General features: G+C 71.0%; 13 protein-coding genes and 1 riboswitch. Of the genes, 9 read left to right on the top strand and 4 right to left on the bottom strand.

All coding sequences use genetic code 11. From position 1 onward, the window contains the following. The first annotated feature begins 57 nt into the window (after positions 1–57). From ACIBNE_RS12370 to ACIBNE_RS12360, 3 genes are all read left to right on the top strand, one after another. The gene (locus tag ACIBNE_RS12370) at positions 58–273 is read left to right on the top strand and encodes a DUF5326 family protein (protein WP_399271661.1); all 216 of its coding nucleotides are present in this window, start codon (positions 58–60) and stop codon (positions 271–273) included. A 282-nt stretch (positions 274–555) separates the two neighbouring features. After that, a complete protein-coding gene (locus ACIBNE_RS12365) occupies positions 556–1,281 on the top strand; it encodes an IclR family transcriptional regulator (RefSeq protein WP_399271467.1) in 726 nt (241 codons plus the stop codon). A 101-nt stretch (positions 1,282–1,382) separates the two neighbouring features. Beyond that, complete coding sequence (locus ACIBNE_RS12360; RefSeq protein ID WP_399271465.1) at positions 1,383–1,820, top strand: SsgA family sporulation/cell division regulator; 438 nt, start codon at positions 1,383–1,385, stop codon at positions 1,818–1,820. A 34-nt stretch (positions 1,821–1,854) separates the two neighbouring features. Here the strand turns inward: ACIBNE_RS12360 and ACIBNE_RS12355 are convergent, their stop codons facing one another. Further along, positions 1,855–3,192, bottom strand: coding sequence for a YibE/F family protein (locus ACIBNE_RS12355; RefSeq protein WP_399271464.1), 1,338 nt, complete (start codon positions 3,190–3,192; stop codon positions 1,855–1,857). 73 nt (positions 3,193–3,265) lie between these two features. Then, positions 3,266–3,392: riboswitch (TPP riboswitch) on the top strand. Here ACIBNE_RS12355 and thiC point away from each other — a divergent pair. Then, complete coding sequence (thiC, locus tag ACIBNE_RS12350) at positions 3,385–5,178, top strand: phosphomethylpyrimidine synthase ThiC (RefSeq protein ID WP_399271463.1); 1,794 nt, start codon at positions 3,385–3,387, stop codon at positions 5,176–5,178. It overlaps the preceding riboswitch by 8 nt. Before the next feature lie 58 nt (positions 5,179–5,236). Here the strand turns inward: thiC and ACIBNE_RS12345 are convergent, their stop codons facing one another. From ACIBNE_RS12345 to ACIBNE_RS12335, 3 genes are all read right to left on the bottom strand, one after another. Continuing rightward, a complete protein-coding gene (locus ACIBNE_RS12345; protein WP_399271462.1) occupies positions 5,237–6,067 on the bottom strand; it encodes a hypothetical protein in 831 nt (276 codons plus the stop codon). 183 nt (positions 6,068–6,250) lie between these two features. Further along, positions 6,251–7,348, bottom strand: a complete 1,098-nt coding sequence (locus ACIBNE_RS12340; RefSeq protein ID WP_399271461.1) for a metallophosphoesterase — start codon at positions 7,346–7,348, stop codon at positions 6,251–6,253. 234 nt (positions 7,349–7,582) lie between these two features. Continuing rightward, the gene (locus ACIBNE_RS12335; RefSeq protein ID WP_399271460.1) at positions 7,583–8,695 is read right to left on the bottom strand and encodes a LacI family DNA-binding transcriptional regulator; all 1,113 of its coding nucleotides are present in this window, start codon (positions 8,693–8,695) and stop codon (positions 7,583–7,585) included. A gap of 359 nt (positions 8,696–9,054) precedes the next feature. On the opposite strand from ACIBNE_RS12335, the gene hisC reads away from it, so the two are divergent. The 5 genes from hisC (at position 9,055) to ACIBNE_RS12310 (ending at position 18,234) form a co-directional block, all read left to right on the top strand. After that, positions 9,055–10,134 (top strand): histidinol-phosphate transaminase, encoded by a 1,080-nt coding sequence (hisC, locus tag ACIBNE_RS12330; RefSeq protein ID WP_399271459.1) that lies wholly within the window; start codon positions 9,055–9,057, stop codon positions 10,132–10,134. Between the two features lie 247 nt (positions 10,135–10,381). Beyond that, on the top strand, positions 10,382–11,890 hold the full coding sequence (locus ACIBNE_RS12325) for a cytochrome ubiquinol oxidase subunit I (protein WP_399271458.1): 1,509 nt from the start codon (positions 10,382–10,384) through the stop codon (positions 11,888–11,890). A gap of 11 nt (positions 11,891–11,901) precedes the next feature. Then, positions 11,902–12,909, top strand: a complete 1,008-nt coding sequence (gene cydB / locus ACIBNE_RS12320; RefSeq protein ID WP_399271457.1) for a cytochrome d ubiquinol oxidase subunit II — start codon at positions 11,902–11,904, stop codon at positions 12,907–12,909. Between the two features lie 44 nt (positions 12,910–12,953). After that, positions 12,954–16,508, top strand: a complete 3,555-nt coding sequence (cydD, locus tag ACIBNE_RS12315; protein WP_399271456.1) for a thiol reductant ABC exporter subunit CydD — start codon at positions 12,954–12,956, stop codon at positions 16,506–16,508. A gap of 19 nt (positions 16,509–16,527) precedes the next feature. Continuing rightward, on the top strand, positions 16,528–18,234 hold the full coding sequence (locus tag ACIBNE_RS12310; protein WP_399271455.1) for a GAF domain-containing sensor histidine kinase: 1,707 nt from the start codon (positions 16,528–16,530) through the stop codon (positions 18,232–18,234). Positions 18,235–18,389 lie beyond the last annotated feature (155 nt).

The raw sequence follows: 18,389 nt of genomic DNA, 5'->3' as shown, positions 1-18,389 counted from the left end.
CGCCGGGCACGCCGCGCGAGCGGTGCGGAGACAGCGAGGGAGAGGGCCATGGCAGACGTGCGAGAGGTGTTCAAGGGGATGCCCTGGTGGGTGAAGTGGGTCGCCGTGCCCGTCATCGCGCTGTTCGTCTTCGGCAGCCTGATAGCGAGCGTGGTCGGCTTCGTGATCGGCCTGCTCTTCAAGGCCCTGCTCTTCGTGGCGATCGTCGGCGGCCTGATCTACGTCGTACGGAAGTTCATGTCGTCCTCGACGAACCGCGGCGACAGCTGGTGAACGGGGCGTGTGCGGGTTAGCCCGGCCGGGGGAACGCTCCGGGCGAAACCCCACCCGCGACCGGGGGCTGCCGATAGAGTGACGACCCTCTGCCGCCTCCTGGGAATCAAGGGCCGGTGACCGCCAAGTCCGGTGATTGCCACGGTCGTTCGAATGGAGACCCAGGCTTGTGGTGGGCGCGCGGGGGAGGCCCCCGCGGGCGGGCCGGCAGCCCGTCAGCACGCCTGGGGGTGCCCTTTGGCCACGCCATCGCATTCGGCGGTACCCACCCTGATCGGGTCGGTGCAACGGGCCCTGCGGCTGCTGGAGGCCGTCGGCTCCCACCGGGACGGCGCCCCCGCCAAACAGCTGGCGCGCGAGGCCGGACTCCCCCTCCCCACCGCGTACCACCTGCTGCGCACCCTGACGCACGAGGGATATCTGCGCCGCGAGAAGGGCGTGTTCCTGTACGGCGACGCGGCCGAGCGGCTGGCCGGTGGCGGAGCGCAGCAGAATCGTCGCACCAAGATCAGTGACTCGCTGGAGCACTGGCGGGACGTCATCGGCGTCCCGGTCTACTTCGCGGTCTACCGCGAGGGGGAGATCGAGCTCGTCGCCGTCGCCGACACCCCCAACGCCCCCGCCGTCGAGGAGTGGGCGGACTTCCGCGAGACCGGCCACGCCCACGCGCTGGGCCAGTGCCTGCTGAGCCAGCTCGACGAGAAGAGCCGCCAGGACCACCTCGACCGGCACCCCGTCCAGCCCGTGACGCGCTACTCGGTGCCGGGGCAGCGCGCGCTGATGGAGCGGCTCGGCTCGATGGAGCGCATGAAGCCGGTCATCGAGCGCCAGGAGTACGCGCTGGGGACGGTCTGCGCGGCGATTCCGATTACTGTCGGTACAACTGCCGCGACCATGGCCATTTCTCTCCCCGTGCACCAAGAAGGCCGTCTCCTCCCCGCAGTTGAGCAGTTGCGGAGCGAAGTGGGGGCGCTCGTGAGCTCCCTGGCCTTCTCTATCAGTATCTGAAAACTCACTCCTTGTGATCTGTTAGCGGGTACAGCACGATGGCGTCAAGAGAGCCAGTGGGGATCATTCCTGGCCAGTTTCATCTACTGCGGGGTTAGGCAATGCTCGAATCCGTTCAGGCAGAGGTCATGATGAGCTTCCTCGTCTCCGAGGAGCTCTCCTTCCGTATCCCGGTGGAGCTCCGGTACGAGATGCGCGATCCGTACGCAGTACGCATGACCTTCCATCTGCCCGGCGATGCCCCCGTCACCTGGGCGTTCGGCCGCGAACTGCTGCTCGACGGGCTCGGCAGGCCGAGCGGCGACGGCGACGTGCACGTCTCCCCCGCGGAGCCGGACAACCTCAGCGACGTCCACATCCGGCTCCAGGTCGGTGGCGACCGGGCGCTCTTCAGGGCCGGGGCCGCGCCGCTGGTCGCCTTCCTCGACCGGACCGACAAGCTCGTGCCGCTCGGCCAGGAGCGTGCGCTCGGTGAGTTCGAGGTGCACCTGGAGGAGGCCCTGGGCCGGATCCTGGCCGAGGAGCAGAGCGCGGGCTGACCCCGCCCGCCCCGTACGGAAGGGGCCGTCGCCGCTACTTCTTGCGGCGGCGGCCCCTTCCGCCGCGTACGGGGGCCGCCGCGGCCCCGGCCCCGCTCGGCCGGTCGGCCGAGACGACCAGCGCCGCCAGCACGGTGGTCACCGGCACCGAGGCGACCAGGCCGATCGAGCCGATCAGCGTCCGGACGATCTCCTCGGCCACCAGCTCGCTGTTGGCGACCGTCCCCACGCTGGACTGCGCGATCGAGAAGAGCAGCAGCAGCGGCAGCGCGGCGCCCGCGTAGGCCAGTACGAGCGTGTTCACGACCGACGCGATGTGGTCCCGGCCGATCCTGATGCCCGCCCGGTACAGCTTGCGGACGCCCATCGTCGGATCCGCCTGGTGCAGCTCCCAGACCGCCGACGTCTGGGTGACCGTCACGTCGTCCAGGACGCCCAGCGAACCGATGATGACGCCCGCGAGCAGCAGCCCCGACATGTCGATGTTCGGGTAGAGGCCGTGGATCAGCCCGGTGTTGTCGTCGGTGTTGCCGCTGAGGAACGCCTGGCCGATGAAGAGCGAGCCGAGCAGCCCGATCAGCAGCAGCGAGATGAGCGTGCCGAGGACGGCGACGGAGGTGCGGGCGGTGAGGCCGTGACAGGCGTAGAGCGCGATCAGCATGATCGTGCTCGCCCCGACCACCGCCACCACCAGCGGGTTGGAGCCCTGGAGGATCGCCGGGAGGATGAACAGGGTCAGTACGGCGAAGGACACGGCGAGCGCGATCAGCGCCATCACGCCCTTCATCCGCCCGACCGCGACCACCGCGAGCGCGAAGATCCCGGCCAGCAGTGCCATCGGGAACTTCCGGTTCACGTCGGTCACCGAGTACTGGAGCTCGCGGGGCGCGTCCGGGGCGTACGCCACCACCACGCCCTGACCGTGCTCCAACTGGCGCGGTGCGCCGGGCTGGACGATCTCGACGAAGGTGCGGCCCTTGTCCTTGCCGCTGGTCACCTCGACCGTGGCCTTCTTGCACCCCTTCCGCTCGGCGCCGGCCGCCTTGCCGCCCTGTGCGGTGGACGGGTCACCGGCGGGCGGCACCTGACCGGCGTTCACGTCCTTGCAGTCGACCGCCTCGACCTTGGCGACCCTGCCCGTCTCGGTCTGCCGGTCGAAGCCGACCCCGGTGCGTTCATGGGCGGGGGCGCCGCCCGGCCACAGGACGCACAGCCCGACGAAGACCGCGGTGGCGAAGGGGATCAGGACCGCGGCGATGACCTTCCGCAGGTGCTTGGAGACGGGCGCGGCGGGCCCGTGGCTGTGGGAGTGGCCGTGGGAGTGGGCGGGGGCGGGGGGCTCGGCCTCGGGCGCGTGGTGTGGGGACGTCACCGACCGATCATCGCAAGAACGGACGGGGCCCTCTGTTCAGCGCGCCAGCGAGGACGCTAGCGTGGGGGCAAAACCTTGCACACGCGGGAGCTCGGAGCACCGGGCTGAGAGGGCGCTGACGACGACACGGGTCGCAGCTGCGCCGACCGCCGAACCTGTTACCGGGTAATGCCGGCGTAGGGAGTAGGTCTCATGACCACATCGGACGCACGCACGCCTGCCTCCACGCAGAACGAGGCCGGGAAGTCCATCGGCTGGCACAAGGGATACGTCGAGGGCTCGCGCCCCGACCTCCGCGTGCCGGTCCGTCAGGTGCACCTCACCAACGGCAAGGACGTGACGCTGTACGACACGTCGGGGCCGTACACCGACCCGAACGTCGACACCGACGTGCGGCGCGGGCTGCCTCCGCTGCGGGACAACTGGATCATCGGGCGCGGCGACACCGAGGAGTACGCGGGCCGCCCGGTCCGCCCCGAGGACGACGGGATCAAGCACACCGCGCCGCGCGGCGGTCTGCGCAACCTCGACGCGGTCTTCCCCGGCCGCCCGCGCCAGCCCCGCCGGGGCCGCGACGGGCAGGCGGTGACCCAGCTCGCGTACGCCCGCAGGGGCGAGGTGACGCCGGAGATGGAGTACGTCGCGATCCGCGAGAACGTCTCCCCCGAGGTCGTCCGCGAGGAGATCGCGGCCGGGCGCGCGGTGCTGCCGGCCAACGTCAACCACCCGGAGATCGAGCCGATGATCATCGGCAAGCGGTTCCTGGTGAAGGTCAACGCCAACATCGGCAACTCCGCGGTCACCTCCTCCATCGAGGAGGAGGTGGAGAAGATGACCTGGGCGACCCGCTGGGGCGCCGACACGGTCATGGACCTCTCCACGGGCCGCAACATCCACACCACCCGCGAATGGGTGCTGCGCAACTCCCCCGTGCCGATCGGCACCGTGCCGCTCTACCAGGCCCTGGAGAAGGTCGACGGCAAGGCCGAGGAGCTGACCTGGGAGATCTACAAGGACACGGTCATCGAGCAGGCCGAGCAGGGCGTCGACTACATGACGGTCCACGCGGGCGTGCTGCTGCGGTACGTGCCGCTGACCGCGCGCCGCAAGACCGGCATCGTCTCGCGCGGCGGCTCGATCATGGCCGCGTGGTGCCTGGCACACCACAAGGAGTCGTTCCTCTACGAGAACTTCGAGGAGCTCTGCGAGATCCTCGCGGCGTACGACGTCACGTACTCGCTCGGCGACGGGCTGCGCCCGGGGTCGATCGCGGACGCCAACGACGAGGCGCAGTTCGCCGAGTTGAAGACGCTGGGCGAGCTGAACACCATCGCCAAGCGCCACAACGTGCAGACGATGATCGAGGGCCCCGGGCACGTCCCGATGCACAAGATCAAGGAGAACATCGACCTCCAGCAGGAGATCTGCGAGGAGGCGCCGTTCTACACGCTCGGCCCGCTGACCACGGACGTCGCCCCGGCGTACGACCACATCACCTCGGGCATCGGCGCCGCGATGATCGCCTGGTGGGGCACGGCGATGCTCTGCTACGTCACGCCCAAGGAGCACCTGGGCCTGCCCAACCGCGACGACGTGAAGACCGGCGTCATCACGTACAAGATCGCGGCGCACGCGGCGGACCTCGCCAAGGGGCACCCGGGCGCACAGGACTGGGACGACGCGCTCTCCGACGCGCGCTTCGAGTTCCGCTGGGAGGACCAGTTCAACCTGGCCCTCGACCCGGACACGGCGCGGGAGTTCCACGACGAGACGCTGCCCGCCGAGCCCGCGAAGACGGCGCACTTCTGCTCCATGTGCGGCCCCAAGTTCTGCTCGATGAAGATCTCGCAGGACATCAGGCGCGAGCACGGCGGCGACCTCTCGTCCGAGGGGTCAGCGGCGGAGGAGATCGAGGCGGGCATGGCGGAGAAGTCCAAGGAGTTCGCCGAGGCGGGCAACCGGGTCTACCTCCCGATCGCCAACTGAACAGAGCGATGTTTCACGTGAAACCGTGAAACGGGTGCGGCCCCGGTGCGCCCGTCCGTCATTCGGGCTGGTGCTCGGGGCCGCCGTAGTCGGGACTCGTGAAGTCGGGGCTGGTGAAGGTCGGCCGGGGCCCGGCCACCGGCCCCTCGTTGGGGCTCGCGAAGTCGGGGCCGCTGTAGCCGACCTTCGGTATGCGGCCGCTGGACCGGTAGGGCTTGCGGTTCGACGTCGGGTCGACGCTCGGATCGGCCAGGGCGTCCCGCAGGAAGGGCAGCAGACCGCGCTCCAACAGGGCGTGGCGCCAGGCCTCGCGGGCGCGCGACACCTCCTCGGTCAGTCCCTCCTCCTCGTCGACCGCGGGTTCCTGGGTGGAGCTGTTGCGCAGGGCGGCGATGAGCAGGGCCACGGCGGCTACCAGGATGCTGGCCGCCGTGACGGCCCCGAAGAACCAGCCCGCCGCGACCAGGGTGTCAGCGAAGACGGGCGCGGGGCTCAGCATCTGAAGGAGGTAGCCGACGATCAGGAAGATCGCGGCGGATGCGCCCGCGAGGACGGGTGCCAGGACGGTGACGACCGCGGCGACTCCCGCTCCCGACCCGGCCGCCGCGTCCGTCATGGGGTCGGGGTCGGAGTCGCGCGTCGAGAGCGGGTCCTCGGGCGCGCGCAGTTCGTCGCGGGCCTTCACGTAGTGGTCGTACTCGGCTGCGGCGGCCGCGGTGATCAGCGCGGTGGCGTTCAGCGCCATGGTGCGCAGCTGTTCCAGGTTGAGCCGTTCGCCCACAGAGGCGAGGTCGGGCCGGTCGTGCGCGTGGCGCAGTGCGTCGTCGAGGATCCGCTCGAACTCCGGGCGGTCCTCGGTCAGCAGGTGCGGAGCGCTGTTCATGTGCATCCCCCGATGCTCCGTAGGGCCGGATTGCCCGCGATGACCGGGCGATTGGGCGAAACGGAGGAGAGCCTGCTACGGATACGCCGATGGTAGAGCGGTTACGGCACGGGGTGACAGGGGCTTTCCAGAAATAGGGCCCAATGGTCGCGGTGCTTCCGGTCGTACGGGCGCCTGCCCAGAGAACCGTCAGTCATGCAGGGGAAGTTGGACCACCAGCAACTTACCGGCCATGGTCACTCCGCCGTCCATGGCGATGGCGAGCCCGTCGGCGTACACGTGGGGGCCCTCGACGACCGGTCCTGCCGAGTCGTCGCCGTCCTCGGATCCGACCTCTCCCAGCAGGTAGGGGATGGGGCTGTGGCCGTGGACGACGCGCTCGCCGCCGTAGGTCGACAGCAGTTCCCGTACGGCCGTGGAGCCGCCCTCGTCGCGGAAGGCGAACCGCTTGGTGAACTTCCGGAAGAGGTCCCAGCACTCGTCGGCGTCGTTGCGGGTGAGGATCGCGTGGACGGTGTCGTTGACGTCCTCGATGGTGGAGCCGTATTCGAGGTAGGCGGTCGTGTCGGAGTGCAGGAGCAGGTGCCCGTCCTCCTCGACCACGGCGTCGAGCCGGGACATCCACTGGAGGTGCACGTCCTGGAGGCGGTCCATGTCGGACTTCTGGCCGCCGTTGAGCAGCCAGGCCGCCTGGAAGGTGGCGGTGCCCGCGCCGGAGTTCACCGGGGTGTCGCCGAAGCGCTTGGCGCCCAGCAGCAGCAGTTCGTGGTTGCCCATGAGGGCCTTGCAGTAGCCGCCCGCGGCGGCCGCCTCGGCGGAGAGCCGCATCACCAGGTCGATGACGCCGATGCCGTCGGGGCCGCGGTCGGTGAAGTCGCCGAGGAACCAGAGGCGCGCGTTGCCCGCGGACCAGTTGCCGGCCTCGTCGATGAGGCCCTGCTCGTGGAGGGCGGCGACCAGCTCGTCGTAGTAGCCGTGGACGTCGCCGACGACGTAGAGCGGGCCGAGGCCGTTCTCGCCGGGCGCGGGGCGCTGCTGCGGCACGGTCTCCATCTTGACGGTGTCGCCCCTGTTGATCACGGGGAGGTCGCGCGCGGTCGGCGTGTACCCCTCCGGCGGCTCGCCCTCGGGGAAGGCGTTGCCGGGGTGCCCGCTGTGCGCCGAGGGCTCGGCGGCGGACTGTGCTGCGGGAGCCTGGGCGTACGGCGGCACACGGAAATCGCGCAACGTCGCCGTCCGCACCACGGGTCCCTGACCGGCCCCCTGAGTCATCGACCCCTCCACCACCGTCGCACCGCCGCACACCTCACGGCCCTACCTGGTCGGGGTGGTCCGCGGTGTCGTCCGCCCATCATAGGAATGCGGCTGGCGCTCTGTGACTCACCAGGGGTGGTCAATCCGAGTGCACCCCTGGTTCGTCGACTGTTTCGCCCGGAATGGGCAGATCGGTCCCCCGTCGGTCGCCCGCTGCTCCCTCCCGTTGTCCGTCGGTTTCCCCTCGGTTCGCGGTCCCGGGCCCGTTCAGTCCCCGGCGGGGGACCGCGGCGGGCTCACCGTGGTGCGGGGAGGGCGCCGCATCGACGAGGTCCGGACGATCAGTTCGGTCGGTATGACCTGCTCCACGGGCCGGTCGGCCTCCAGTCCCTCGATGGCGTCGATGAGGAGCTGGACGACGGCCGTGCCGATGCGGCGCGGCTTGAGCGAGAGCGTGGTGATGGGCGGCTCGGTCGCGGCGTACACCGTGGATTCGCTGCAGCAGACCAGGAGCAGGTCGTCGGGGACGCGCAGCCCGTAGCGCCGGGCGGCGGCCAGGAGGTCGGTGCCGTTGGGGTCGAAGAGGCCGTAGACGGCGTCGGGGCGGTCCGGACGGGCCAGGAGGCGGTCGGCCGCCACGGCTCCCGCACAGGGGTCGTGGGCGGGGTAGGACTCGTAGACGGGGTCCTGGCCGACGCGCTCGCACCAGCGCAGGTACGCGGTGGTGGAGAGCCGGGTGTAGGTGTCGGTGGTGGTGCCGGTCAGGAGGCCGATGCGGCGGGCTCCTGCGTCGGCGAGGTGGTCGAGGAGTTCGAGTACGGCGGCCTCGTGGTCGTTGTCGACCCAGGCGGTGACCGGCAGGGAGCCCGCCGGGCGGCCGTCGGAGACCACCGGGAGGCCCTGGCGGACCAGCTCGGTGACGACGGGGTCCTGGTCGGACGGGTCGATGACGACGGTGCCGTCGAGGGCGACGTTCGACCAGACGTCGTGTCTGGAGGTGGCGGGGAGGATGACCAGGGCGTAGCCGCGGGCGAGCGCGGCGGACGTGGCGGCTCTGGCCATCTCCGCGAAGTACGCGAATTCGGTGAAGGTGAAAGGTTCATCCCCGTAGGTCGTCACGGTCAGGCCGATCAGTCCTGACTTGCCGGTACGGAGCGTGCGGGCCGCGGCGGACGGGCGGTAGCCCAGCCGGTCGGCGACCTCGCGGACGTGGCGGCGGGTGGCGTCCGGGAGCCGGCCCTTGCCGTTGAGCGCGTCGGAGACGGTCGTGATGGAGACACCGGCGGCGGCGGCGACGTCCCGGATGCCCGCACGCACCTGTCGGTTGCCCCGCCGGGGTGTGTCCGTCCGGCTCACCTGGTGCTTCCCTGCTGCTGTCATGGCAGGCCGATAGTAGGGCTCGCACGGCCGGGCTGGCCGATCGCATATTCACGCGTTGACAGGCACGTTTCTGCAAGGTGTTAACTGATCAATGACCTTGGAAATAAAGGTAGTTGGTGGGTCCGGCGGTAGAGTGATGGGTGGCGACTCGTGTGTGCCTGACAAAAGACCGAGGTCTCGAAGAGGTCTCAACTCACCTCTACGGGTGACGCGCGCCACGGCGCGAGCCACCGGCGCACGCCAGGGCGGCGAGCGCCCCCTGCTTCCGGGGCCCGCTTTCCCCGGGGCATTCGCAGGCGCGGCGAATCCTCATAAGGTGAGTGGTATTGATCTGTACGGACGGTCGAGGAGGACCTGCGGTGAGCGAGACGAGCCCCAAGCTGCGCGCCGAGCTGGACGGCATCCCCACCTACAAGCCCGGCAAGCCGGCGGCCGCGGGCGGCCCCGTGGCGTACAAGCTGTCCTCCAACGAGAACCCCTACCCGCCGCTGCCGGGGGTCCTGGAGAGCGCGGTCGCGGCGGCCGGGAGCTTCAACCGCTACCCGGACATGGCCTGCACGGGCCTGATGAACGAGCTGGCCGATCGCTTCGGCGTGCCGGTCTCGCACGTGGCGACGGGGACGGGCTCCGTCGGCGTCGCGCAGTCGCTGCTCCAGTCCACGGCCGGCCCCGGTGACGAGGTCATCTACGCCTGGCGGTCCTTCGAGGCGTACCCGATCCTCACGCAGATCAGCGGTGCGGCGTCGGTGAAGGTGCCGCTGACGGACGGCGACGTGCACGACCTCGACGCGATGGCCGACGCGATCACCGACCGCACCCGGCTGATCTTCGTCTGCAACCCCAACAACCCGACCGGCACGGTGGTGCGCAGGGCGGAGCTGGAGCGGTTCCTGGACCGGGTGCCGTCCGACGTGCTGGTGGTGCTGGACGAGGCGTACCGGGAGTTCATCCGCGACGCCGACGTCCCGGACGGGATCGAGCTCTACCGGGACCGGCCGAACGTCGCCGTGCTGCGGACCTTCTCCAAGGCGTACGGCCTCGCGGGGCTGCGGGTCGGCTTCGCGGTCGCCCACGAGCCGGTCGCGGCGGCGCTGCGCAAGACCGCCGTGCCCTTCGGCGTGACGCAGCTGGCCCAGGACGCGGCGGTCGCCTCGCTGCGCGCCGAGGACGAGCTGCTCGGCCGGGTCGGGTCGCTGGTGGCCGAGCGCGCGCGGGTCTACGAGGGACTGGTGGGCCAGGGCTGGACGGTGCCCGAGACGCAGGCGAACTTCGTCTGGCTGCGGCTCGGCGAGCGTACGACCGACTTCGCGGCGGCCTGCGAGAAGGCGGGCGTCGTGGTGCGGCCGTTCGCGGGCGAGGGGCTGCGGGTCACGATCGGCGAGACCGAGGCCAACGACATCTTCCTGAAGGCGGCGGAGGCGTTCCGCAAGGAGCTGTAGGCGCGGGGCGGAGCTGCCCGCCGCGGTGCGAAGTCCCCCACGAGCGTCCCGTTCGTGGGGGACTTCGCCGTTCCCGGGCGGGATACCGCGGGTAGGGGACCCCCGGTCGAACGTCCCGAATGTCTGTGCGCCATAATGCTTGTGAATGTGAACGCGTTCACAAGCGTGTCCCGGTTCATCCCGTGATCAGTGGAATTAAAGGGGCAAACTGCCGCTGTGACCACGGCGACGTAAGGAGAAAGACGACGTGGACCTAGCTCTGGCGCCAGAGACCCTGGCGCGCTGGCAGTTCGGCATCACCACCGTCTACCACTTCCTCTTCGTTCCCCTGACGATCTCGCTCGCCGCGCTCACCGCCGGCCTGCAGACCGCCTGGGTGCGCACGGAGAACGAGAAGTACCTCAAGGCCACGAAGTTCTGGGGAAAGCTCTTCCTCATCAACATCGCGATGGGTGTCGTCACCGGCATCGTCCAGGAGTTCCAGTTCGGCATGAACTGGTCCGACTACTCGCGCTTCGTCGGTGACATCTTCGGCGCCCCACTCGCCTTCGAGGCGCTGATCGCGTTCTTCTTCGAGTCCACCTTCATCGGACTGTGGATCTTCGGCTGGGACAAGCTGCCGAAGAAGATCCACCTCGCCTGCATCTGGATGGTCTCGATCGGCACCGTCCTCTCCGCGTACTTCATCCTGGCCGCCAACTCCTGGATGCAGCACCCGGTCGGCTACCGGATCAACGAGGAGAACGGCCGCGCCGAGCTCACCGACTTCTGGGCGGTCCTGAGCCAGAACACCACCCTCACCCAGGTCTTCCACACCCTGACGGCGGCCTTCCTGGTCGGCGGCGCCTTCATGGTCGGCATCTCCGCCTTCCACCTGGCGCGCAAGAAGCACGTCCCGGTGATGCGCACCTCGCTCAGGCTCGGCCTGGTGACGGTGATCGTCGCGGGCCTGCTCACCGCCGTCAGCGGCGACTTCCTCGGCAAGGTGATGTTCAAGCAGCAGCCGATGAAGATGGCCGCCGCCGAAGCGCTCTGGGAGGGCCAGGACGGGGCGCCCTTCTCGCTCTTCGCCTACGGGGACGTGGACAAGGGCCACAACACCGTCGCCATCGAGATCCCCGGGATACTGTCCTTCCTCGCCAACGACGACTTCTCCTCGTACGTCCCCGGCATCAACGACACCAACAAGGCCGAGCAGGAGAAGTACGGGCCCGGCGACTACCGGCCCAACATCCCCGTCGCCTTCTGGGCGTTCCGCTGGATGATCGGCTTCGGCATGGCCTCCTTCGCGCTCGGCCTGCTCGGGCTGTGGCTGACGCGGAAGAAGTTCATGCTGCCGCAGCACCTGCGGACCGGCGAGGACGAAGTGCCGAACCTGGTGCTCTTCAAGAACAAGGCCCTGAGCCCGAAGTTCACCAAGCTCTACTGGCTCGTCGCCCTGTGGACCCTGCTGTTCCCGCTGATCGGCAACTCCTGGGGCTGGATCTTCACCGAGATGGGCCGTCAGCCCTGGGTCGTCTACGGCGTGCTGCGCACCGAGGACGCGGTGTCCCCCGGCGTCTCACAGGGCGAGGTGCTCACCTCGATGATCACCTTCACGCTGCTCTACGCGGTGCTCGCGGTGATCGAGGTCAAGCTCCTCGTGAAGTACATCAAGGCAGGACCGCCCGAGCTCACCGAGTCCGACCTCAACCCGCCCACCAAGATCGGCGGGGACGACCGCGACCCCGACCGGCCGATGGCCTTCTCGTACTGAGGAGTTGACGTATGGAACTCCATGACGTCTGGTTCGTGCTGATCGCCGTCCTCTGGATCGGCTACTTCTTCCTGGAGGGCTTCGACTTCGGGATCGGGATCCTCACCAGGCTCCTCGCCAGGGACCGCACCGAGAAGCGGGTCCTGATCAACACCATCGGGCCCGTCTGGGACGGCAACGAGGTGTGGCTGCTGACGGCCGGCGGCGCGACCTTCGCCGCCTTCCCCGAGTGGTACGCGACGCTCTTCTCCGGCTTCTACCTGCCGCTGCTGATCATCCTGGTCTGTCTGATCGTGCGCGGCGTCGCCTTCGAGTACCGCGCCAAGCGGCCCGAGGAGCGCTGGCAGACCAACTGGGAGCGGGCCATCTTCTGGACCTCGCTCGTCCCGGCGCTGCTGTGGGGCGTGGCCTTCGGCAACATCGTGCGCGGCGTGAAGATCGACCGCGAGATGGAGTACGTCGGCAACTTCTGGGACCTGCTGAACCCGTACGCCCTGCTGGGCGGACTGGTCACGCTGACGCTCTTCACCTTCCACGGCGCGGTCTTCGCCTCCCTCAAGACCGTCGGGGACATCCGGGACCGGGCACGGGCGCTCGCGCTCAAGCTGGGGCTCGTCACGGCGGTGCTGGCGCTCGCCTTCCTGATCTGGACCCAGGTCGACAAGGGCGACGGCAAGAGCCTGGTCGCGATGGTGGTGGCCGTGCTGGCGCTGGTCGGCGCGGTCGGGGCCATCAAGGCGGGGCGCGAGGGCTGGTCGTTCGCGCTCTCCGGGGTCACCATCGCGGCGGCCGTGGCGATGCTCTTCCTGACGCTCTTCCCGAACGTCATGCCCTCGTCGCTGAACCCGGAGTGGAGCCTCACGGTGACGAACGCCTCGTCGAGCCCGTACACGCTCAAGATCATGACCTGGTGCGCGGGGGTGGCCACTCCGGTGGTGCTGCTCTACCAGAGCTGGACCTACTGGGTGTTCCGCAAGCGGATCGGTACGCAGCACATCGCTGACGCTCCGTCGCACTAGCCGCACTAGCTGATGCCCCGTCGCACCAGTGGGAGATGTTTCACGTGAAACCGATCGATCCGCGTCTGCTCCGGTACGCCCGGTCCACCCGTCGCTTCCTCGTGGCGGTGGTGCTGCTCGGCCTGGTCGGAGCGGCGCTGGTCGTCGCCCAGGCGATGCTCGTCGCCGAGGTGGTGGTGGGCGCGTTCGAGGACGGGCACTCCGTCTCCGAACTGCGCACCGCGCTGGTGCTGCTGGCGGCGGTCGCGGTCGGTCGGGGGCTCGTGTCCTGGCTCACCGAACTGGCCGCCCACCGGGCCAGTGCGGCGGTCAAGAGCGAGCTGCGGGGGCGGCTGCTCGAACGGGCGGCGGGGCTGGGACCCGGTTGGCTGGGGCAGCAGAAGACGGGCTCCCTGGTGGCGCTCGCCACGCGGGGGATCGACGCGCTCGACGACTACTTCGCGCGCTATCTGCCGCAGCTGGGGCTCGCGGTGGTGGTGCCCGTGGCGGTGCTGGCGCGGATCGTCACCGAGGACTGGGTGTCGGCCGCGATCATCGTGGTGACGCTCCCGCTGATCCCGCTGTTCATGGTGCTGATCGGGTGGGCCACGCAGAACCGGATGGACCGTCAGTGGCGGCTGCTCTCCCAGCTCTCGGGGCACTTCCTGGACGTGGTCGCGGGGCTGCCCACGCTCAAGGTGTTCGGGCGGGCGAAGGCGCAGGCGGAGTCGATCCGGAAGATCACCTCCGAGTACCGGCGGGCGACCGTGCGGACGCTGCGGATCGCGTTCCTGTCGTCGTTCGCGCTGGAACTGCTCGCGACGCTCTCCGTCGCGCTGGTGGCGGTGACCATCGGGATGCGGCTCGTGCACGGGGAGATGGACCTGTACACGGGGCTGGTGATCCTCGTGCTGGCGCCCGAGGCGTATCTGCCGATCCGGCAGGTGGGGGCGCAGTACCACGCGGCGGCGGAGGGGCTCTCGGCCGCCGAGGAGATCTTCGAGGTGCTGGAGGCGGGCCCCGCGGGTGGCGGGGCGGTGCCCGGGGGCGCCGTGCCCCGGGGGGTGCGGATCGAGCTTCAGGGGGTGAGCGTTCGTCACGCCGGGCGCGGTGAGCCCTCGCTGGACTCGACCGATCTGGTCGTGGAGGAGGGCGAGACCGTCGCCCTGGTCGGGCCGAGCGGGTCCGGGAAGTCGACGCTGCTCGACGTGGTGCTGGGGTTCGTCCCGCCCGAAGAGGGGCGGGCGCTCGTCGGCGGCGTCGAGATCGGGGACGTGGACCTCGCGCTGTGGCGGGAGTCGGTCGCCTGGGTGCCCCAGCGGCCCCATCTCTTCGCGGGGAGCATCGCGGAGAACGTACGGCTCGCCCGGCCCGACGCCTCGGACGAGGCGGTGCGCGGGGCGCTGGAGGCTGCGGGGGCCTGGGAGTTCGTCGCCGGGCTGCCGCTGGGTGCCAGGACCCCGCTCGGGGAGGACGGGGCGGGACTGTCCGCCGGGCAGCGGCAGCGGCTCGCCCTCGCTCGGGCGTTCCTCGCGGACCGTCCGCTCCTGCTGCTCGACGAGCCCACCGCCGCGTTGGACGGGGAGACCGAGGCGGGGGTCGTGGAGGCGGTGCGGCGGCTCGCGGTGGGGCGGACGGTGCTCGTGGTCGTGCACCGGCCCGCGCTGCTCGCGGTCGCGGACCGGGTGGTGCGGATCGGGGCCGCGGGGGCTTCGGGGGCGGTGCTCGGTGCGGGTGCGGGTGCGGTGCTCGGTGCGGGGGTGGCCGGGGCGGGGCCGCTGCGCGGGGCCTCTCCCCTCCCTGCGCCTTCCCACGACCGGGGCTCGGCCCCCGCCCCCGAAGCGATGAGCGCTGCTCCTGTGCCCACCACCAAGCGGGTCAGGGGAATGGCCCGGGAACTTCGGGGGCGGCTCGGTCTTGCCCTCGTTCTGGGGAGCCTCGCCCTGGGGTCCGCCGTGGGGCTCATGGCCGTCTCCGGGTGGCTGATCTCGCGCGCCTCCGAACAGCCTCCCGTGATGTACCTGATGATCGCCGTCACCGCCACGCGCGCCTTCGGGATCGGGCGGGCCGTCTTCCGGTACGCCGAGCGGCTCGTCTCGCACGACGCCGTGCTGCGGATGCTCGCCGACCTGCGGGTCGCGGTCTACCGGCGCCTCGAACGCATCTCCCCCGCGGGGCTGCGCAGGACCAGGCGCGGTGACCTCCTCTCGCGGCTCGTCGCCGACGTGGACGCGCTCCAGGACTACTGGCTGCGGTGGCTGCTGCCGGTCGGCGCCGCCCTCCTGGTGGGCGTCGGAGCCGTCGGCTTCACGGGCTGGCTGCTGCCCGAGGCGGGCGCCGTGCTGGCCGTCGGGCTGCTCGTCGCGGGCGTCGGGGTGCCCGCGCTCAGCGGGGCCGTCGCGCGGCGCGCCGAGCGCCAGTTGGCGCCCGCGCGCGGCGAACTGGCGACCAGAGTCGTGGACCTGCTGCGCGGCATCGGGGAACTGACCGTGGCGGGCGCGCTGCCGAGTCGGCTGCGGCAGGCCAGGGAGGCCGACGCGGTGCTGACCGGGATCGCCGCGCGGGGCGCCGCCGCCACCGCGCTCGGCGCCGGGCTCACCGCCCTGGTCACCGGACTGACCGTGGCGGGCGCCGCGCTCGTCGGCGTCCAGGCCGTGGGCGACGGCAGGCTGCCCGGCGTACAGCTGGCCGTCCTGGTGCTGACGCCGCTCGCCGCGTTCGAGACCGTCGCCGGGCTGCCGCTCGCCGTGCAGTACCGGCAGCGCGTGAAGCGGAGCGCGGAGCGGGTGTACGAAGTGCTCGACGCCCCCGTCCCCGTCCCCGAGCCCGGGCGGCCCGTCGCGCCGCCCGCCGAGGTGTTCCCCCTGGTGCTCGACGGGGTGTCAGCGCGGTACGAGGGGCAGGAGCGGGACGCGCTCGCCGGGTTCGGGCTGCGGCTCGACGCCGGGCGGCGGGTCGCCGTCGTCGGGGCGTCGGGGTCGGGCAAGACGACCCTCGCCCAGGTGCTGCTGCGCTTCCTCGACGTGCGGCAGGGGACGTACGAGATCGGCGGGGTCGCCGCGCGGGCGATGGCGGGCGACGACGTCCGCGCGACCGTGGGGCTCTGCGCCCAGGACGCGCACGTCTTCGACAGCTCCGTACGGGAGAACCTGCGGCTGGCCAGGCCCGGCGCCGACGACACCGAACTGCGCGCCGCGCTGGCGCGGGCCCGGCTGCTGGAGTGGGTGGACACGCTGCCCGACGGCCTCGACACCCCGGTCGGCGAGCACGGCGCGCGGATGTCCGGCGGACAGCGGCAGCGGCTCGCCCTGGCGCGGGCGCTGCTCGCGGACTTCCCGGTGCTGGTGCTCGACGAGCCCGCCGAACACCTGGACCTGGCGACCGCAGACGCGCTCACCGAGGACCTGCTCGCCGCCACGGAAGGGCGTACGACGGTGTTGATCACGCACCGGCTGCGCGGCCTCGAAGCCGTCGACGAGATCGTCGTGCTGGAACGGGGACACGTCGTGCAGCGCGGGGAGTTCGGGGAACTCTCGGTCGTCGAGGGGCCGCTGCGGCGCATGCTGGAGAGGGAGCGGGAGACGGAAGGACTCTCACAGCCGACTTTCCTTGCCAAATAGGACTAACTAATCTCTAGGCATGCCAGCGCCGGACCCGAAGGACTCCCTTGACGCCGCGACCGAGGCGACCCGCAGCCTGCAGGGTCTGTCCACCGAGCTGACCGCCCGCGTCCCGCAGCTCCTGGAGGCGATGCGCTCCGTGGGCACGGGCCTCGAACTGCGCTCCACCCTCGACCGGATCTGCCGGACCGCCGCCGAACTCGCCGACGCCCGCTACGCCGCGATCGGCGTGGTCGACGAGGAGGGCGACGGCCTCTCGGACTTCGTGACGTACGGGGTCCCGCAGGAGGTCGCGGACCGGATCGGGCGCCGGCCCGACGGGCACAGGGGGCTGCTGGGCGCGCTGATCCACGACCCCGTGCCGATGCGGCTCGCCGACCTGCGGACCGATCCGCGCGCGGCCGGGTTCCCCGAGGGGCACCCGGTGATGCGGACCTTCCTGGGCGTCCCCATCCGCGTCCAGGGCGACATCTTCGGCAACCTCTACCTGACCGAGAAGAACGACGGCGGCGAGTTCAACGACTACGACCTGCACATGGTGCGGGTCCTCGCCACCGAGGCCGGGATCGCGATCGGCAACGCCCGGCTGTACGAGGAGGCCCGCCAGCGCGAGCGGTGGATCGACGGCTCGGTCGCCGTCACCACCGCGCTGCTCGCCGGGGGCGACGCGGACGACGCGCTCGCCGTCGTCGCCGAACAGGCGCGGCGGCTGGCCGCGGCGACGGCCGGGATGGTGCTGCTGCCCGCCGACGAGGGGGCCCTGGAGATCGTCGCGGTCGCCGAGGACGAGCCCTCGGGGGCGCTCGGCACGGTCATCCCGGGAGAGAGCCGGGTGGTCGCGACGCTGCTGAAGGGCGAGGCGGTGTTCGTCGACGACTCGGCGACCGACGACCGGATGCTCACCCGCCTCGCGGAGCGGTACGGGCCGAGCATGCTGCTGCCGCTGCAGAGCGGCGGGCGGGTGCTGGGCGCGCTCGCCACGCCCCGCGCGCGCGGCGAGCGCCCCTTCACGGAGGCGGAGCGCACCCTGGCCACGCAGTTCGCCTCGCAGGCCGCGCTGGCCCTGATGATGGCGGACGCCCAGCGCGACCGGGAGCGCCTCGCGGTGTACGAGGACCGCGACCGGATCGCGCGGGACCTGCACGACCTGGTCATCCAACGGCTCTTCGCCACCGGGATGATGCTGGAGGGCGCCCAGCGCAAGTCGGTGGTGCCCGAGGTGCAGACGGGCGTCGGGCGGGCGGTCGACGAGCTGGACGTGACGATCCAGGAGATCCGCACCGCCATCTTCGCGCTCCAGCAGGGACCGGCCGAGGCGCCGTCCGGGCTGCGCACCCGCGTGCTGCGGGAGATCAACATGGCGGCCGTGCCGCTCGGCTACAAGCCCTCGCACCGCTTCGTCGGCCCGGTGGACTCGCTGGTCGGGGAGTTGACCGGAAAGAACCTCATCGCGGCGCTGCGCGAGGCGCTGTCCAACGCCTTCCGGCACGCGCGGGCACAGCACATCGAGGTCGTGGTCGACGCGACCGTGACCCTGCCCGACGGCACGCCCGGGGTGCGGCTCTCGGTCGCCGACGACGGGGTGGGCATCCCGGAGGGCGGTCGGCGCAGCGGGCTGCGCAACCTGCGGCGGCGCGCGGAGTCGCTGGGCGGGTCGAGCGACTGCGGGCCGGGGATCGGGGAGGACGGGGCGGGGACGACCGTGGTGTGGGAGGCCCCGCTGTAGTTCCGGGTGCGGGTGCGGGTGCGGGTGCGGGTGCGGGTGCTGGCTCCGGCTCCGGCTCCGGCTCCGGCTCCGGAACGGACACGGAAGGTGGGTTTGGCTGCGGATCCGGCGGTCCCGCGCCGTGCCGTCCGTGTGTGCGGGCGCTGGTCCGTTGG

This window comes from Streptomyces sp. NPDC050504, assembly GCF_044458065.1.
Classification (GTDB): domain Bacteria; phylum Actinomycetota; class Actinomycetes; order Streptomycetales; family Streptomycetaceae; genus Streptomyces.
The sequence above is the reverse complement of the archived record's forward strand: the minus strand, read 5'-3'. Positions and strand labels throughout refer to the sequence as shown.